The organism is Nonomuraea sp. LPB2021202275-12-8 (assembly GCF_037044575.1).
In the GTDB taxonomy this organism is placed as follows: Bacteria; Actinomycetota; Actinomycetes; order Streptosporangiales; family Streptosporangiaceae; genus Nonomuraea.
This window is the reverse complement of the sequence record NZ_JBAHWD010000009.1, coordinates 1-15,931: the sequence shown is the minus strand read 5'-3', so window position 1 is coordinate 15,931 and position 15,931 is coordinate 1. Positions and strand designations below refer to the sequence as shown.

At 67.8% G+C, this 15,931-nt stretch carries 19 protein-coding genes; 7 read left to right on the top strand and 12 right to left on the bottom strand.

The genetic code is table 11. The annotated features are described in order from the left end of the window. The first annotated feature begins 189 nt into the window (after positions 1–189). Together V5E28_RS18715 and V5E28_RS18710 are read left to right on the top strand one after the other, a co-directional pair. A complete protein-coding gene (locus tag V5E28_RS18715; protein ID WP_336208223.1) occupies positions 190–570 on the top strand; it encodes a hypothetical protein in 381 nt (126 codons plus the stop codon). After that, positions 567–815, top strand: a complete 249-nt coding sequence (locus V5E28_RS18710) for a hypothetical protein (RefSeq protein ID WP_336208222.1) — start codon at positions 567–569, stop codon at positions 813–815. The genes V5E28_RS18715 and V5E28_RS18710 overlap by 4 nt, the downstream gene beginning before the upstream one ends. A 355-nt stretch (positions 816–1,170) precedes the next feature. Here V5E28_RS18710 and V5E28_RS18705 read toward each other — a convergent pair whose 3' ends face one another. Both V5E28_RS18705 and V5E28_RS18700 read right to left on the bottom strand, forming a co-directional pair. Further along, on the bottom strand, positions 1,171–1,341 hold the full coding sequence (locus tag V5E28_RS18705; RefSeq protein WP_336208221.1) for a hypothetical protein: 171 nt from the start codon (positions 1,339–1,341) through the stop codon (positions 1,171–1,173). A 41-nt stretch (positions 1,342–1,382) separates the two neighbouring features. Beyond that, the gene (locus V5E28_RS18700; RefSeq protein WP_336208220.1) at positions 1,383–1,565 is read right to left on the bottom strand and encodes a hypothetical protein; all 183 of its coding nucleotides are present in this window, start codon (positions 1,563–1,565) and stop codon (positions 1,383–1,385) included. 94 nt (positions 1,566–1,659) lie between these two features. Between V5E28_RS18700 and V5E28_RS18695 the strand changes: the two genes are divergently transcribed. Then, positions 1,660–1,911 (top strand): GntR family transcriptional regulator, encoded by a 252-nt coding sequence (locus V5E28_RS18695; RefSeq protein ID WP_336208219.1) that lies wholly within the window; start codon positions 1,660–1,662, stop codon positions 1,909–1,911. A gap of 357 nt (positions 1,912–2,268) precedes the next feature. On the opposite strand, the gene V5E28_RS18690 is transcribed toward V5E28_RS18695, so the two are convergent. From V5E28_RS18690 to V5E28_RS18660, 7 genes are all read right to left on the bottom strand, one after another. Next, positions 2,269–4,290 (bottom strand): hypothetical protein, encoded by a 2,022-nt coding sequence (locus V5E28_RS18690; RefSeq protein WP_336208218.1) that lies wholly within the window; start codon positions 4,288–4,290, stop codon positions 2,269–2,271. Continuing rightward, positions 4,290–4,679 (bottom strand): hypothetical protein, encoded by a 390-nt coding sequence (locus tag V5E28_RS18685; protein ID WP_336208217.1) that lies wholly within the window; start codon positions 4,677–4,679, stop codon positions 4,290–4,292. The genes V5E28_RS18690 and V5E28_RS18685 overlap by 1 nt, the downstream gene beginning before the upstream one ends. Beyond that, positions 4,676–4,906 carry a hypothetical protein gene (locus V5E28_RS18680; protein WP_336208216.1) on the bottom strand — a complete coding sequence of 77 codons (231 nt, stop codon included), beginning with the start codon at positions 4,904–4,906 and terminating at the stop codon, positions 4,676–4,678. The genes V5E28_RS18685 and V5E28_RS18680 overlap by 4 nt, the downstream gene beginning before the upstream one ends. After that, positions 4,903–5,709 (bottom strand): DUF2637 domain-containing protein, encoded by an 807-nt coding sequence (locus tag V5E28_RS18675; RefSeq protein WP_336208215.1) that lies wholly within the window; start codon positions 5,707–5,709, stop codon positions 4,903–4,905. Before V5E28_RS18675 ends, V5E28_RS18680 begins: the two co-directional genes overlap by 4 nt. Continuing rightward, entirely contained in the window at positions 5,706–5,990 is a 285-nt protein-coding gene (locus V5E28_RS18670) for a hypothetical protein (RefSeq protein ID WP_336208214.1), read from the bottom strand. Before V5E28_RS18670 ends, V5E28_RS18675 begins: the two co-directional genes overlap by 4 nt. Beyond that, complete coding sequence (locus V5E28_RS18665; RefSeq protein WP_336208213.1) at positions 5,987–6,586, bottom strand: DUF6907 domain-containing protein; 600 nt, start codon at positions 6,584–6,586, stop codon at positions 5,987–5,989. Before V5E28_RS18665 ends, V5E28_RS18670 begins: the two co-directional genes overlap by 4 nt. 106 nt (positions 6,587–6,692) lie before the next feature. Beyond that, positions 6,693–6,854: a hypothetical protein gene (locus tag V5E28_RS18660; RefSeq protein ID WP_336208212.1), complete on the bottom strand. Its 162-nt coding sequence runs from the start codon at positions 6,852–6,854 to the stop codon at positions 6,693–6,695. A gap of 92 nt (positions 6,855–6,946) precedes the next feature. On the opposite strand from V5E28_RS18660, the gene V5E28_RS18655 reads away from it, so the two are divergent. The 3 genes from V5E28_RS18655 to dprA all read left to right on the top strand — a co-directional run bounded on the left by V5E28_RS18655 (position 6,947) and on the right by dprA (position 10,452). Continuing rightward, positions 6,947–7,162: a type II toxin-antitoxin system prevent-host-death family antitoxin gene (locus V5E28_RS18655; protein WP_336208211.1), complete on the top strand. Its 216-nt coding sequence runs from the start codon at positions 6,947–6,949 to the stop codon at positions 7,160–7,162. A 130-nt stretch (positions 7,163–7,292) separates the two neighbouring features. Beyond that, the gene (locus tag V5E28_RS18650; protein ID WP_336208210.1) at positions 7,293–8,714 is read left to right on the top strand and encodes a YifB family Mg chelatase-like AAA ATPase; all 1,422 of its coding nucleotides are present in this window, start codon (positions 7,293–7,295) and stop codon (positions 8,712–8,714) included. Between the two features lie 88 nt (positions 8,715–8,802). Beyond that, complete coding sequence (gene dprA / locus V5E28_RS18645) at positions 8,803–10,452, top strand: DNA-processing protein DprA (RefSeq protein WP_336208209.1); 1,650 nt, start codon at positions 8,803–8,805, stop codon at positions 10,450–10,452. A gap of 228 nt (positions 10,453–10,680) precedes the next feature. Here dprA and V5E28_RS18640 read toward each other — a convergent pair whose 3' ends face one another. Continuing rightward, complete coding sequence (locus tag V5E28_RS18640) at positions 10,681–11,634, bottom strand: helix-turn-helix transcriptional regulator (RefSeq protein ID WP_336208208.1); 954 nt, start codon at positions 11,632–11,634, stop codon at positions 10,681–10,683. 62 nt (positions 11,635–11,696) lie between these two features. Between V5E28_RS18640 and V5E28_RS18635 the strand changes: the two genes are divergently transcribed. Next, complete coding sequence (locus V5E28_RS18635; protein WP_336208207.1) at positions 11,697–13,928, top strand: excinuclease ABC subunit UvrA; 2,232 nt, start codon at positions 11,697–11,699, stop codon at positions 13,926–13,928. Between the two features lie 86 nt (positions 13,929–14,014). Here the strand turns inward: V5E28_RS18635 and V5E28_RS18630 are convergent, their stop codons facing one another. Then, positions 14,015–14,380: an ACT domain-containing protein gene (locus V5E28_RS18630; RefSeq protein WP_336208206.1), complete on the bottom strand. Its 366-nt coding sequence runs from the start codon at positions 14,378–14,380 to the stop codon at positions 14,015–14,017. Positions 14,381–14,947: 567 nt separating this feature from the next. Then, entirely contained in the window at positions 14,948–15,844 is an 897-nt protein-coding gene (locus V5E28_RS18625; RefSeq protein WP_336208205.1) for an arginase family protein, read from the bottom strand. Between the last annotated feature and the right edge of the window lie 87 nt (positions 15,845–15,931).

The following is a 15,931-nucleotide window of genomic DNA, read 5'->3' as shown; positions in this document are numbered from 1 at the left end:
AAACGGCGAACTGAGCTGACCTTCAGGCAGCCCAGCCAACCCAAGGCAGGAGAGGTCTCCCAATGGGAGGGAACCGCAGACCCAGCCTGCGCCCGACGCATCCAACAATTTTTTAGCCACGAAGCTCCCGTGACCCCCAGACAGGCGGCTCTTTCTGTGCGAGGCCTGAAACAAACGAGGTGTACCTGAATGTCCGAATCCGTTGCGGTGGAGCCTCCTGCGGGTACTCGCGAGTCCGGCCGGCGTCTGTGGGCGTCGGTGCTCGCTGAGTACGACCTGGAGGAGCACGAGCTGGCGCTGTTGCGGGAGATGGTGCGCACGGTTGACCTGCTCGACGAGCTGGACGAGGCGGTTCACGCTGACGGGCTCATGGTGACCGGTCCAGGCCTGCAACAGCGCGTCCATCCGGCCGCGGTAGAGGCTCGCCAGCAGAAGATCGCGCTTGCTCGGCTTGCGGCTGCTCTGCGGTTGCCTGCGGGCGAGGAGGACGACGCGCAGAAGGGCGCCAGGCGGCCTCAGAGGCGCGTGGGCGTGCGAGGCGTGTATGGCATCAGAGGAGTTGTGTCATGAGGCGTAGAGGGAGCTCGGAGGGGCGGTTTCTGACCCGTACCCCGCAGGAGTGGCACGCTCTGATGCCGTATCAGAGCGTGGCGATGATGGATTCGCTGCCGAAGCTGGCCGGTGGCGTGCTCGCGGCGCGGGGCATGCTCGCGAGCGAGGAAGTTGCCCGGCTGGAGCGGATCGCGGCGGGGGTTGAGGGGCATCCCACGATCGGCGTCGACGCTGCCGGGCGCATCTTGGGGAGGCGTTCGTGAGGCGGCGTGTTCCTGCGCGGCCGGCGGGTGTGCCACCTGCGCGGGTGGAGCGGTTCCGGTTGGAGGACTGGAAGGATGATCCTGCCGATCCGTCGTGGGTGTTCCTGGACGGGGCGTGGTTGCGGGCGTTCAGGCGGTTCCGTGAGGCTCGCCGGGCGTGGCTGGGGTCTCAGGATGGCCAGGGCCCTACGGCTGGGTAGCGGCGGTACGGAAAGGTTGGCCCCGCCCTGACCCTCCAAGGCGGGGCGGGGCCACACTCCCCGGTGTCCGCGCTAGGGGCCGGGGTTGAACGCCCGGCTCCCGCGATCGATACAGGGCTTTGAGGAACTCTGCCGAAAGCGGGAGCCGGGCTGTCTTAGGTGGCAGGGCCGGTGCGGCGAGCCTGCTTCATGCTGTGGACGCTCAGGTTCTCCAACGGTCCGAACTCTCGGTTCACCCAGCCGAGCGCGCCGGAAGCCTCGCCGTTCAACAGTTCGATGATCGGCTCTTTTGACGTCGGGCTGACCCTGCCGGTGTCGAGCCACACCCTGCCCTCCCGATCCGACCAGGCCGGGATGAAGCCGCCACTCATGCCGGGTCGCCCGTGCGGTAGGCGGCGGCAAGCCGCAGGATCGCCGCTGCCACGTGGATATCGGCGCCCTGCTCGACGACGGCTGTCTGGCCGCTGCGCCTGTGGGTGAGCACGATGGCGCCGGACTCATCACGGCGGACGTCGCACTCCGGGATCTCTGGCAGGGGGCGGAGGGTCATGGGCAGACGATACGTCTAACACGTACAGCTCGTACAGCCTGTCTAATACGGACCGTATGCGCAGGTCAAATAGGCCGTCCGTAACGTTAAGTACGTGAGTGTTGACCAGCTCAACCCGGAACCGCTGTGGTCGCAGCTTGCCGCCATCCTGCGCGAGCAGATCAAGGCCGGCGACTACGAGCCGCGCCAAGTGCTGCCCAGCGAGGCACATCTACAGCAGGAGCACGGGGTGGCGCGAGGCACCGTACGCCGCGCCGTCCGGGCACTGGCCGAAGAGGGCTACGTGGTGGTGATCCAGGGCCGCGGGACATTCGTCGCGCCGCGGGAGTCCTGGCCGGAGTCGTAGCAGGCCGCGCAGGCGGCAATCCACCGTTGCTAAACTTGAGTTTAGCAACGTGGTGTCCGCCCCACGTGCGCAGGCGGCAATCCACAGAGGGGTCCTCGAAGGACCTCAGTACGCACTAGTGCGTACCCCTCGCGTAACGCGAGTGATCCACAGACCTCCTTGGAGAAGGCCAGTGCGCGGGGCCCGTGGCACCTCGCGTAGGGGCTGGGGTGCCACGTGTGAGGGTGTTACAGGTCAGAAGGGGTGCCACGCGGTGTGGCACCCCTCCGTGGCCCCTCGTGGCACCCGACCGTGGCACCCCGTGGCAGCTTGATCAACAACGGTCGCGCGCGACTCCCACGCGCAGCCGTACGAGGATCACACCTCCGGGCGGTTCGGCATCAGGTAGCGCTGTGCGGCCTCGTCGTAGCCCGCCAGTACGCCCGCCTCGACCAGGCGCCGTAGCTGCTTCTGAATCCACGCCCGCGAGATGTCGGTGGTCTCCCACAGCGGCTTGAACGCGCCGGAGGAGAAGTCCCGGGCGCCCTCGTCCCACAGCTCTTGCAGACGAGCCATGAGAGCCGCGCCGCGCTGCTCTGGCGTCATGCTCTGGGCAGGCGGGGCGAACGTCAGCGGCGGCTCGCCCTCGTCCAGCTCGGGGATCTCGTCGTCGATGTCCGCCGTCACGTCCGGATCGGGGTCATCTGTGTCTAGGTACTCCCTGGCCACGTTCTGCACCTCCTCATCATCGTCGTCCTGGCCGTCGTCGCGCTCCAGTAGGCCGACCGGCGCGGTAGCCGCCTGGCTGCCGCCGTGCAGTCGAGACAGGGCCGCGGTGGTGGCGTCGACAGGCTTGGCCGCGGCCGGCCACTGAGCGCTGTGGGCGCGCATGGCCGCGTTGGCCCGCTCGTCGTCGAAGTCGCCCTTGTCGTCGAGGCCCCACGCGTAGGTGCGCAATGGCATCGCGATCCGGCCGTCGTCGATGCCGGGCACGTCCAGGTAGGCCATGCCGGGCTGCTTGTTGCTCCACAGCTCGGGCCGGGCGCCGGCGTCCTGCTGGGGCTCGGACAGGCCAAACGAGGCATCGCCCCCGGTCTGCACTCCGAAACACATGTTGCCCAACTGGCCTCTGGCCAGCGTCGGCATCTGCGAATAGTCCGACCGCTGCAGGGACAGCACGATCGTGCCGCCCGCCGACCGGATCGCCTTCAGCATCGACAGGAACAGCTCCTGCTCCTTGTCGCTCAGGCAGTCGTAGATGTCGGGGAACTCCTCGAACCAGATCAGCCAGTACGTCAGGCCGCACCCCTGCTTCCACTTCGTGAGGTTCTTGGACGCCAGATAGTCGGTGCGTTCCTTCACCCGCGCCTGCAGTTCGCGGATCATCGCCTTGACGCCCGCCTTGGTCGTCTCGAACCGGTGCAGCGACTCCTCCAGCGGGCCGAGCGTCTGCCGGCCCTTGGTGATGTCGCCGACGAACACGGCCACGTCGTAGCGGGTGACGACCTCAGCCAGGATGTTCCAGGCGCCGCCGATGCTCTTACCGGCGCCGCTCTGCCCCATGACCTGTAGGTGGAAGCCGAGCAGCGCGAACTCCACCTCGTCGAGGTCCTGCCACAGGCCGATGTTGAGCGGGTCGGCGATCGACAGGCCAGGCCGGGACGGGGCAACCCAGGCAATCGGGCGCTTCATCACCCGCGGATCGCTGATGGTCACCTTGGCCTTGTCGGCATGGTCAGGGTCGATGCTCGCGGTGATCGAGCCGGGCGGAAGCCCGATGCCCGACTCCACGTAGCCCACCTTCCGCTGCAGGTCCTCCGCGACCTGGCGGCCCTGCTCCAGCTGAACCTCGCCCTCGACCTTGTGGGCGGTCGCCTTGGTGGTGGTGGCCTCGATAGCGGGCATCCCCGCCCGCTCAGCTCCCTGACCGAACAGGAAGCTGAGCGGGTCGGAGATAGCGCCGGGCTGATCCCAGCCCTTCATCCGGATGACCGTTCGAATATTCCAGGTGAGCGCGATCGTGAATCCGCCGATGAGCACCAGGCGGCCAGTGATGACCGTGGTCGGGCCGTTGATCGTGGCCGCGCACACCCACACTCCCGCCAGGAAGGTCGTGAGTGTGGTGTGCGTCTTGCCCCACGGGCCGCGGGCGTGCGACTGGCCGAAGGTGACCCCGGTCAGCACCAGCACGGCCACGGCCAGCAGGAACATGGTCCAGCCGATCGTTTGCGGGTCGTCGCTGTCCAGGATGAAGTGGAACGCGCATCCGACGCCGAACACCAGGACGTACGCCACCCACGGCATCGCGAGGGTGACGAGCTTGGACACCTCCTTGGCCGCCACCTTCGACAGCGAGGATTCCGTCTCGACGGAGACCAGGTCCTTGGTACGGCCGGCCATCAGTCGTCGTCCTTCCAGTTGAACGTGGACCTGCGCGCCTCAGGCTTGGCCTGGGGGAGCACGTCAACGAACTCCTTGCGGAACTGGGCGTGGAACTTCACCAGCTCGACGCCGGCGCCCTTCTGCAGCTCCGCAGCCCGCTTCAACCGCTTCACCACGCGTCGAGCGCGCATCTTGACGTCGGGGGCGCCGAGCAGCGCGAGCACCGGGTGACCCTTGAAGGAGCGGATCAGCACCGCGTACAGCTCTTCGGAGCCGATGCCGAACTCTTCGCCGAGGTCCCGGCACAGGTCCCGGCCGGTCTTCGCATACCGGGTGATGGCGCTCGGGCCTTCCCACGGAATCCCGGAGAGCTCGGGGATACGGCCCCGGCCTGAACGGTCGCTCATCGGCTCGCCTTCCAGGTGATGTAGACGACCTCGACCAGCCGGCGACTGCTGTACGACAGTCGCGGCAGGCCGAGCCGGGCAGTGATGAGCGCGTCGACGGCGCCGAGCAGGAGCACGACGACGTGGCCGAAGATGGCCAGCGAGAGCAGCAAGGCGAGGCATACGCGCATCGCGAGGATTCGCGCCCACCGCAGGCGGTCGGGCTTGGCGATGTGAACCGTGGTCATTGCGCCACCTCCACGAGCTTGCCGAGATAGGACTTGAGCCGGCGAGCCCGGTCTGTACCTACGTTCAACCCGTCCTTGATCGCCCGCACGGGGGGAGTGGCGCCCTGGACGACGTCGGACAGGAAGTGATTCAGGGCCAGCGGGTAGTAAGGCGCGTCGGGATCATGCGCGGGCTCGGGCTGTACCTGGTCGTCGACATCCCGATCTGTCAGATCGCCACCATGGTGGCGATCTGCCTCGACCGGTGAGGGCGCGACCTGCGGAGGTACACCCGCGAACGCAGCAGGTACAGCAGCCGTGGCCACAGGGACAGGCACGACCGAGGGGGTCACCTCGACCCTTTCGAGAGTGTCACCGGTGACACTCTCCGGCTGAACTGTGGGGCTCACGCCAACGGTTGCAGGTACAGCCGCCTGGACCGTTACATCTGTAACGGTGGACCTCCGGATCAGCCCCATCAGCAGCTCGTACGAGAGCACCAGGGCCACGGCCGGCCACGCGGCGACGATCGCACCGACAGGCCCGTGAGCCCAACCGTGCATCACGTTGGCGGCCAGCGTGGCGAGGATGCCCAGACCGAGCGTGAAGTACGCCAGCTTGGGCGCGGGCAGGCGGCGGCGGGCAGCGTCGAGCAAGACCATGCTGCTCGCGAAGATCAGGCCGTCGATCGTGAGCGGCACCAAGACCGCGGTGAACCCGGACTCGCCGTTCGCGATGACGACCTCGTAAGCGTGGCGATAAGACACGACCGCGGCGACCCCCGCAAGGAGGATCACCACGGCCGCGGTAAGAAAGCGGATCACTCCGACGCCTCCCGAAGCAGGATGGCGCCCTCAGACAGCAGATCCCCGAACTCTCGGGTACCGCGCCGGTCGAACGTCCGGATGATGTAGCCGACCGTGCCGGCCTGCTCGGCCGTGAGCCGGATCGTGGTCGTCTCGCCCGCCAGGTCGGTCAGCATGACCTGCACGTACCTGTCGTCGCTGTAGAGGGCCACGTTCACCTCAACAAGGCAGTCCTTGTCATCGAGGTGCTCGACCAGGTCAAGGTTCACGACGCGGTCGGGCCGCTGCTCGCCGCTCATGCGCTCTCGCCCGTGGACAGGCCGGGCAGCGGGTAGCAGGACACGCAGGTGATGTCCGAGCACTTGCCCTCGTGGTCGAACGGGATGATGGCCGGCCTCCAACCGCCGCGCGCCTGCTCGACCAGGGACAGGATGGATCGGGCGATCCGCTCGGCCTCGTCCAGCGTGGCCGCCGCGACGTGCTCGCCCTCGAACTCCACGAAGACCCGCGCCTCGACCTCGCGGAACGCGAGAGTGAGCTGGAACGTCATCTCGGGCGCGCGGAAGTCGGCGAAGGCCGTGGACGGCTCCATCGAGTCGAACTGGACGGCGTGCACTTCTGAGTCGTGCGCCCGGTCCTCGGGACTGTCGCTGCTCAGGTGCGTGCCGGTGTTGCGGCACCACGGCGGGCACGGGTGCGAGGCCAGCCAGTAGGGGCTCTCGCCGCTCTCGCGCTGGCGCTGCAGGGCGCGCATGGTGGCGACGTACTGGAAGCGGACCGAGTCAGCGGCGCGCTTGCCGGCCTCGATGGCGTCGCGCGCCCAAGCCTCGGGAAGCGGCTGGGTGGTGGCGGACAGGCTGTCCGTCGCGGCCTGGGCTGTGATGTGATCAGACAAGGTCTCTCTCCTGGGTTAGAGCAGGGGTGGGACTCAGGGCGGGTCAGGTGTTCGAGCACCTGGCCCGTCCGCTTTGCCCTGGGGGCGGGTGCCCCCGGGCGGTGGGTCAGATTCCGAGTCGGGTCTTGGCCTCCGCCAGCTCCATCCAGAACCCGTCCCGCATCGCGGGGGTCTGGTGGGCGAGGAAGTCGGCCCGCATCTCGACGTTCATTCCGATCAGGTCAGCGAGTGCCACCAGGAGGGCGTCTGTGTCGGTGCTGGTGGCCATTTCGTCTCCCCTGGCGTCTCTCGCTCTTGCTTATGGCCTGACTGTACATCGAGCCCTTATGTACATCAAGACCCGATGGTAAGGTTTTCTCTATGGACATCGAGAGGGACGAACACCCCATCGCGGAAGCCCGCGCCAACTTGTCGGAACTGCTGGCGTCCGTACGCCTCTTGCGGCGTGTGTCCTTCTTGACCAGCCGCGGCAAGCCGCAGGCCGCGATCGTGCCGGCCGAGCTCGGCGAAGCAGTCCTAGCTGTAGGCGGACCTGATGCGGCAGTTGAGCTGCTCAGGAAGGCGGCGGGAGAGTAGCGGGCTTGGGCCGTCTCTGGGCCGTGTGACCATCGAATGCGATCAACACCACTCAACGCGAGTAAACGCATATCTCTGCAGGTCACGTGGCCTATACGAACAAACGTGCAGGTAGTGAAGCCGCAGGACGGTGAACAGTCACTACCCATGGCCCGACGCCCGCATCACGGTGAGCCTCTTCCCGGCAAGCCTGCCCAAGCGGGGCAGCCAGTTCGACCTGGCCATCGCCGTGGCGATCCTGGGAGCCGCCGGCGTGGTCCCCGCCGCCCGGGTCGCAGAGCCGTTCTTCCTCGGCGAGCTCGGCCTGGACGGCCGCCTCAGGCCCGTGCGGGGTGTGCTCCCCGCCGTCCTCGGCGCGGCCAAGTTCGCGGACGCCACGGTGGTGGTCCCGGCCGCCAACGCGGCCGAGGCGGCCCTGGTCCCCGATGTGAAAGTGGTGCCGGTCGCAGACCTCCGCCAACTCGTGGAATGGCTGCGCAGGGGAGACGGCTCGCCGGAGCCCCTCGTCCAGGACCTCCCCGACCCCCCTCGACCGGCCACAGCCCCCAGCGCGGACCTGCCGGACGTCGCCGGCCAATGGACCACTGCGCCGACCGTGGATCTGTCGGACGTGGTCGGCCAGCCCGTGGCCCGCCGTGCCCTTGAGGTCTGCGCCGCGGGCAACCACAACCTCTGGATGCTGGGCCCACCCGGCACCGGCAAGACCCTCCTGGCGGAGCGCCTGCCCACACTGCTGCCGGATCTGGAGCTCGACCACGCGCTGGAAGTGACGGCCATCCACTCCGTAGCAGGCGTCCTGCCGCCCAACAGCCCCATGATGGACAGGCCGCCGTTCGTCAGTCCCCATCACTCGGCGACAGCAGCGGCGATCATCGGCGGCGGCAGCACCGTCGTACGTCCCGGCGCGGTCTCCCTGGCCCACAGGGGAGTGCTGTTCATGGACGAAGCACCTGAGGTCCCCCGCCACGTGCTCGATTCGCTCCGCCAGCCGCTGGAGTCAGGCCAGGTCACGGTGGCCAGAGCCGCTGGTTCCGTCACCTTCCCGGCCAGATTCATCCTGGTCCTGGCGGCCAACCCCTGCCCCTGCGCCCAGCCCCAAGACCAGCGCGAAAGCTGCCAGTGCACGCCCACGATCAGGCGCCGCTACCTGGGCAGGCTCTCGGGCCCCCTGCTCGACCGCATCGACATGAAGGTCACCGTGGCCCGTTCCTCGAGACGTGAGCTGATGGCGGACCGCCAGTTCGTCGAGACGAGCAAGACCGTCGCCGAGCGTGTCCTGCTGGCTCGCGAACGAGCCGCCAAACGCTTCTCCGGCACTCCATGGCGGACCAACGCCGAGATCCCGTCCTCGGCACTCCACGCGCGCTATCGCCCTGCGGATGCCGCGATGAAACCGATCACCACCTGCCTCGACTCGGGCACTCTGAGCGCCCGAGGCCTGGACCGCGTGGTGCGAGTCGCCTGGACCCTGGCAGACCTCGCCGGCAAGGACCGCCCAGACGAAGCCGAAACGTCGGCGGCGCTCGCCCTGTGGCTCGGGATGACCACGTGACCCACTCACGCACACCTCGTGCGGACGCCTTCCCCAGCCCATCGAGTCGTGCGGTCACCCACGACCTTCTTCCTCGGAGGAGCCACCCATGAGCACCCCTGAGCATGAGGCCAGAGCCGCCCTCATGCGCGCGGCCGATGCGGGCGACACGGTCATGGGCCGCCTCGTGTCCCGATACGGCGCCCCGCAGACGGCGGAGTTCGTCCGCACTCGCACCCTCCCGCCCGCCCTCACCCCCCAGGACGGATCCGAGAAGCGTCCCGCGGACCTCGGCCGGCGCCTGAGCACCTGGCACGCCCGTCTGGCGGCAGCAGACCCAGCAGCCGACATGGCGGCAGGGCACAAGGCCGGAGCCAGGCTCATCATCCCGGGCGACCCCGAATGGCCCACCCAACTCGACCAGCTGGGCTCTGCCCGGCCGATCGGCCTCTGGCTCCACGGCACGGCCGACCTGCGTTTCTCCTGCCTGCGCTCGGTGGCGGTCGTGGGCGCCAGAGCCGCCACCGCGTACGGCGTGCACGTCGCCGCCCAGTTCGGCGTCGGACTGAGCGAATCCGGATGGACGGTGGTCTCAGGCGGCGCGTTCGGCATCGACGGCGCAGTCCACCGGGGCGCCCTGGCCGCGGACTCACCCACCGTCGTCGTCCTGGCCTGCGGCGCGGACATCTGCTACCCCTCGGAGCACCACAGCCTGTTCGCCGCCGCCCGCGACCAAGGCGTGATCGTCAGCGAGTGCCCGCCCGGCGTCCACCCCACCAGAGCCCGCTTCCTCATCAGAAACCGCCTGATCGCGGCCTTGTCCAGAGGCACGGCCGTCGTCGAAGCAGCCCTGCGCAGCGGCGCCCTCAACACAGCCACCCACGCCATGTCCCTCGGACGACACCTGGCGGCGGTGCCCGGCCCCATCACCTCCACCCAGTCAGCCGGCTGCCACAAACTCCTACGCGAGCAGAAGGCCGTCTGCGTAACCTCTCCGGAAGAGCTGATCGACCTGGTGGGTGTCATAGGCGACGACCTGGCCCCCACCCTCCGAGCCCCCGCCCTGCCGCGGGACGCCCTCTCGGCGTCGACGAGAAGGGTGCTGGACGCCGTCCCGGCCCGGGGCGGCGCCGGACCCGCTTCAATAGCGGTCTCCGCCGGCGTGGACCTCAACACGGCCCTGAGCTCCCTGGGCGCCCTGGCAGCCGCCGGTTACATCGAACGCGCCGCCAACGGCTGGCGCACCCGCAAGACCGCATCGCCGGTCTACCCCAAAGCCCGGGACACGCTCGTCCTCAACACAGCGCCACAACCCGCTCCCGACAACGACCCGCCGCGCCCCAAGCCCACCGGGGCAGAGCGGCCTTCCTCCCATGAATCCTCTCCACCAGTTGGCCCGGCCACGTCCTTCACGGACGTCGCTGCTCAGCCCGAGACTCGTGCGGAGGTTCGGGGTGCGCCTGACGTCTTGTCCGAGGCTTGTGCGGAGGTTCGGGGTGCGTCTGACGTTTTGTCCGATGCTCGTGCGGACGTCCGCGTGAGGCGCGAGTCGCGGGCGGACGCTCCCTCGGCGCCCAGCCCTCGTGTAGACGCTCGCGCTGTGCCCAGGCCGCGGTACGCGCCGGATCCCAGGAATCGCGCCACGCCTACGCCTGATCCGGAGGGCTGTGCCGATCCTCCAGATTCCAAGGGCCGAGCTGTGGACCTGCCTGCTTTGGAGACCTCTGCCGAGTCTGCGCCCGGTTCGGAGGATTGTTAGCCCAGGCTGGCGCTCGGCCGTCCCGCACCCGCGTCCAGCACCCGTCCCTGCTTCCAGGGCTCACCCGACTTCTCACGACGGCTGCCCGAGGATGAGGTCCGCGACCCATCAGTCCACCACAGGCACGAGGCCGGGCAACACCGCACTGAGCAGAGGATTCCTCCTGCTGTGAAGGGGCCGGTCCCTGTCCTCGGCGCGTTCACGTCACCGAGACGCGGAATGAGGGTGTCACCCGCAATCGAGGAGGCGTGCGCCGAAGGTCTGGCAGGCGGTTCGGAAGTCGCGCGGTTCATGGATGGTGAAGTCCGCATCCAGGAAGGCGAGGCTCAGGATCAGCCATTCCCAGGTGTCGAGCATCAGGACGACCTTGGTGCGACGGTCCTCAAGTGCCGCGAGTTCGGCATCTTGATACTTCAGGGCGTCGGCGACCGCAGGGAGAGGCGCGTCCACGGTGAGCACGACCCGTTTGCGGTGCTTGCCGAGCCCTTGTCGCAGGTAGTCCACGGCGGTGTCGGCGGGCAGCGGCCTTGGCGTGTAGGTGCTGGTTGACGTCTGGAGACGGTTGATGCGATCTATACGGAAGAGGCGCCAGTCGCCCTTGTGGGCGTCCCAGGCGAGGAGGTACCACCGCTGTTGGTGGTGGATCTGGCGGTGGGGTTCGACGCGGCGGGAGGAGGCTGGGCCATCCTTGCCGCTGTAGTCGAAGGTGACGACGAGGCGGCGCTGGATGGCGTCGGCCAGGGTCGACAGGTCGTCGGCGCTGGTGCTCGGGCCGAGCGACGTGCTGGTTTCCAGGCTCGCGCGGAGCTGGGTGGCGCGGTGCCGCAGGCGCTTCGGCAGGTACTGGTCGACCTTGCCGTAGGCGCGGGTCGCAGCCTCGTCCACGCTTCCCTCCGTGGCGCTGCCAGTGGCCGCGAGGGCGGCCAGCCCGAGGAGAGTCGCGATCGCCTCGTCGTCGTCGAGCACAAGCGGTGGCATCGCGTTGCCCGCGGTCAGCCGGTAGTGGCCACCAGGGCCAGGCTGGGTCTGGACCGGGTAGCCGTAGCCGCGGAGGCGGTCGACATCGCGGCGTAGGGTCCGGGGACTGACGTCGAGCCGTGCGGCGAGCTCGTCGCCGCTGAACGCCCGGCCGGTCTGAAGAGTGGTGAGCAGGGCGAGGATGCGTTTGGTGACGTCCGCCATGCATCCAGTGTTATCGATGTTGCGGTCAGTTTCTGTCCACATCTGTTCATAGCCTCACCGGCATGCAGAAGCGAACGATCCGCATCCGGGGTGCTCGGACCAACAACCTGAAGTCTCTCGACGTGGACATCCCCCGCGGCCAATTGGTCGTGTTCGCGGGCGTGTCAGGGTCGGGGAAATCATCGCTCGTATTCGACACGATCGCGGCAGAGGCCGGACACCAACTGAACGAGACGTTCCCGCCGTTCGCGCGTAATCGCCTGCCGAAATGGACTCGCCCCGAGGCGGACGAGATCAAGGGACTGTCGCCGGTGGTGGTGGTCGATCAGCGCAGAATCGCGGGGAACGCCCGATCCACTATCGGCACCATCACCGACGCCTGGACCTATCTCCGGTTGCTGTTCTCTCGCATCAGCTCACCGCATGTGGGCGAGTCGAACCACTTCTCGTTCAACGACCCGGTAGGCATGTGCCCGACCTGCGCTGGGCTGGGCGAAGTCGTAGTGAGCGCCGTCGACCGGTTCCTGGACCTGGACAAGTCGCTCGCCCAGGGAGGCATCCTGCTTCCCGGGTTCGGCAACGGCGGCTACTGGTACGCCCAGTACGCCGACATCGGCAGCTTCGACGCAGACACTCCGCTCCGGGACTGGACCGAAGGGGAACGCGAAGCCTTGCTCTACGGCGGTGAACACGCCGCACGCCTGGGCACCCGGCCTCCCGTGGACTACGAGGGCATCGTGGAGCGCTTCGAACGGATTTACCTGCACACTTCCGACAACCTCTCCGATCGCAAGCAAGAGACGATCGCCCGGTTCACCCACGCAGAGATCTGCCATGACTGCCACGGCGACCGGCTCAACGAGGCCGGCCGCACCGCCACCGTCCTCGGGTACACCATCGGAGAAATGGCCCGCATGGAGGTCACCGAACTCGCCGACGTCGTCGAGCAGGTAGCCGACCCGGCTGGCGCGCCTGTCGCGGCCGCTCTGCGGGACCGGCTCGGAGCCATGGTCACGATGGGGCTTGGTTACCTCCACCTCGGCCGTGCCACCACCAGCCTGTCCGGCGGGGAGTCGCAGCGGATCAAGACCGTCAAGCACCTCGGCAGCAGCCTCATCGAAATGCTCTATGTCTTCGACGAACCCACCGTGGGCCTCCACCCGCACGACATCAAGTCGATGATCACCCTGCTGCGGCAGCTCCGCGACCAGGGCAACACCGTCCTGGTCGTCGAGCACGACCCCGCGGTCATGGCCATCGCCGACCACATGGTCGAGATCGGACCCGACGCCGGCGCAGACGGCGGAGAACTGGTCTTCCAAGGCAGCTTCGACGAGCTCAAGACCGCGCGAACGGCGACCTCCGCAGCCCTCGCCATGCAGACGCCGATCACCACTGACCCGCGAGCAGCCACGGGTGCGTTCACGGTGGCCAACGCCACCCGCAACAACCTCGACAACCTCACCGTCGACATCCCCACCGGAGTCCTCACAGTCCTCACCGGTGTCGCAGGATCGGGTAAGTCCAGCCTCGCGACCGAGCTGGTCACTCAGCAGGGCGCGATCGTGATCGACCAGAGGCCGGTCAGCACCAACCGTCGTTCCACCCCCATCACCTACACCGGCATCGCCACCCCGATCCGCAAGCTCTTCGCCAAGCACAGCGGCCTGCCCGCAAGCTTCTTCAGCGCCAATTCCGAAGGCGCCTGTCCCGACTGCAAGGGTTTGGGAGTCATCTACACAGACCTGGCCTTCATGGACGGTCAGGAGACCGTTTGCGAGACCTGCCAGGGCCGGCGGTTCACCGGCGACGTGCTCCGCCACCGGGTCAACGGGCTGTCCATCGCCGACGTCGACGACCTGACGATCAGCAGCGCCATCCAGCAGATGCCCGACAGCGCGATCCGCAAGGCGCTGCAGCACCTCGACCAGGTAGGACTCGGCTATCTCCGCCTCGGCCAGCCGTTGACGACGCTGTCCGGCGGTGAATGCCAGCGGGTCAAGATCGCCAAGGAGCTGCGCAACACCCTGGAGCCGACCCTCTACGTCCTCGATGAGCCCACCACAGGCCTGCACCTGCGCGACATCGCCACCCTGCTCCGGATCCTCGACCAACTCGTGGACCAAGGCCACACCGCCGTCGTCATCGAACACAACGTCGACGTCATCAGGCACGCAGACTGGATCATCGACCTTGGTCCCGGCCCAGGCAAGCACGGCGGCCAGATCCTCTACCAGGGGCCGGTGGCCCAGTTGAAGGGCACTGTGACCGCCGAAGCCCTCCAGGCCGGGTAAGTGCGGCCTGTGCGATGTCTGGCTGGCGGCCAGTCGGCGATGTGGGCTTCGTCCGCCCCTGGTCCCGGCCCAGGCAAGTACGGTGGCTAGTGCTGTGACCAGAAAGGTTCACCGGCCTCGCCGTCCCCGCTTTCCACGTGGTGTCCCGCTTCCTCCAGGGCGATGACGGCCTGCCGCTCTGTCTGCTGGGGAACCAGAACCAGGTCGGCGTGGGAGGTGGAGGCGACGAACACCGGTATCGCCGCCTCTGCCAGCGGTGTGACGATCGCCGCCAGCATTCCGGGGACGTCCAGGCCATGGGCGGTGGCGCCACTGTAGAAACCGATCCACCGTTCCCCTGACTCCAGAGGCCGGACCGCACGGACAACGGTCAGCCCTTCCGGCCCGCGGACAAGCACGACCCAGTCGTCCCCGGGTGACGCCGCATGCGGCTGTTGCTCGACGGCGAACACTGGGGAAACGATGCGCAGGTGCTGAGTCGTAGGCGAGTTCATGACGCGTGTCTACCAAAGATCCTGCGACCTCGCCCGTTCGGCTAGCGGCACCCGGTGAACGAGTCCGGTCACAGCACTAGCTCCTCTACCAGGGGTCGGTGGCTCAGTTGGAGGGCACTGTGACTGCCGAAGCCCTTCAGGCCGGGTAAGGGCGGGCTGGGCGATGTCTGGCTGGCGGCCATCGGCGATGTGGGCTTCGTGGGCCTGGACGCGACCCTGACAATCCGGTCGTCATCACCGGCCGCATAGCTGCCTGCGGCCGGCCGCTCTCGGCCGCAGAGAAGGAGGTCGACCAGCTCATCAACGCCGAACGCACTCCCGTCCAGCACGGCTTGGCCGCCCTGAAGACCCGGCGAACCCCAACCAAGGTCCCATCAACGCGGTTCACTTCACCACGCTGCTGCGCCCTGCTGGTCATGGTCAACACCGAGATCACTCGGTCACAGATGAACGCTCGATCAGAAACTCCGCCATGACCAGCAAGTGCGTCCCGGTCATGCCATGTCGGGCCGTTGACCTGCGTACTCAGGAAGAAACCATCTCGATGGACGCCAGCGCTTCTTCGACGTAACGGACGATGCGCAGCGCTTGGTGCCCGTCCTCGTCGAGGTCTGGGTTGTAGATGGTGATCGACCAACCCACGCAACCCGGTCGCCGGAGTGCGATGCCGGTGAGTTCGGTCAGTTCCTCCCAGCTCAATCCTCCGACTTGAGGGTAATCAACGGCGGCCAACTGGTCGCTGGCCAGAACGTCGAGATCGACATGCAGCCACCAATGCGATTCGGCCCGCTCTATGGTCGCGATGGCATCGGCCACCGAGGCTTCGATCCGCCCGGTGAGGTCTCGATCGGTGGCGAACCACAGTGCCCCGCGCAACGAGCTGATTCCGTGGTCGATGAGCTCCGCGCTATCACGAGGGCCCAGCAGAGCGGTGGCCTCCGGCCGCAGCATCGACCCCAACTCCGCCGGGAGGCCGGTCGCCGTGACCCCCAGCATGAGGCCCAGCTCACAGTCCGCAGCCTCGCCGGTGGTCGAGTCCGCCGGCGGCCACGCATCCTCATGGCCGTCTACGAACAACAGGCCGGCAGAACCGTGGACTGCCCTGCAGGCGGCCAGCGCTCCCAGCAGCACGGCACAGTCGCCGCCGATCAGCAGCGGGAAATGGTCGCCGGCCAGGATCGTCCCCAGCCTCTGCCGGACGCCGCCGATCATGGAAATCAGCGCGTCCTCAGCCAGCAGTCCCGTCACCTCGCCACGCTGCGGCACCGGCTCGCTGAACTCGACGTCGCCCACGTCACTGACTTCATGCCGGGCCGAAGCTCGCGCGATCAGACCCGCGCGCCGCAACGCGTCCGGTGCCCGAGCCACGCCGTTGCTGAGCCCTGCGGAATTGAATCCGACACCCAGAACATCGATTCTCACCGTTCAGTCTCCTTGCCCAAGCCGGGCCGGGCTATGACCGTCTGTTGCCACTGCGGGACACATCCATCCGATCCGCTTGTACTCTGC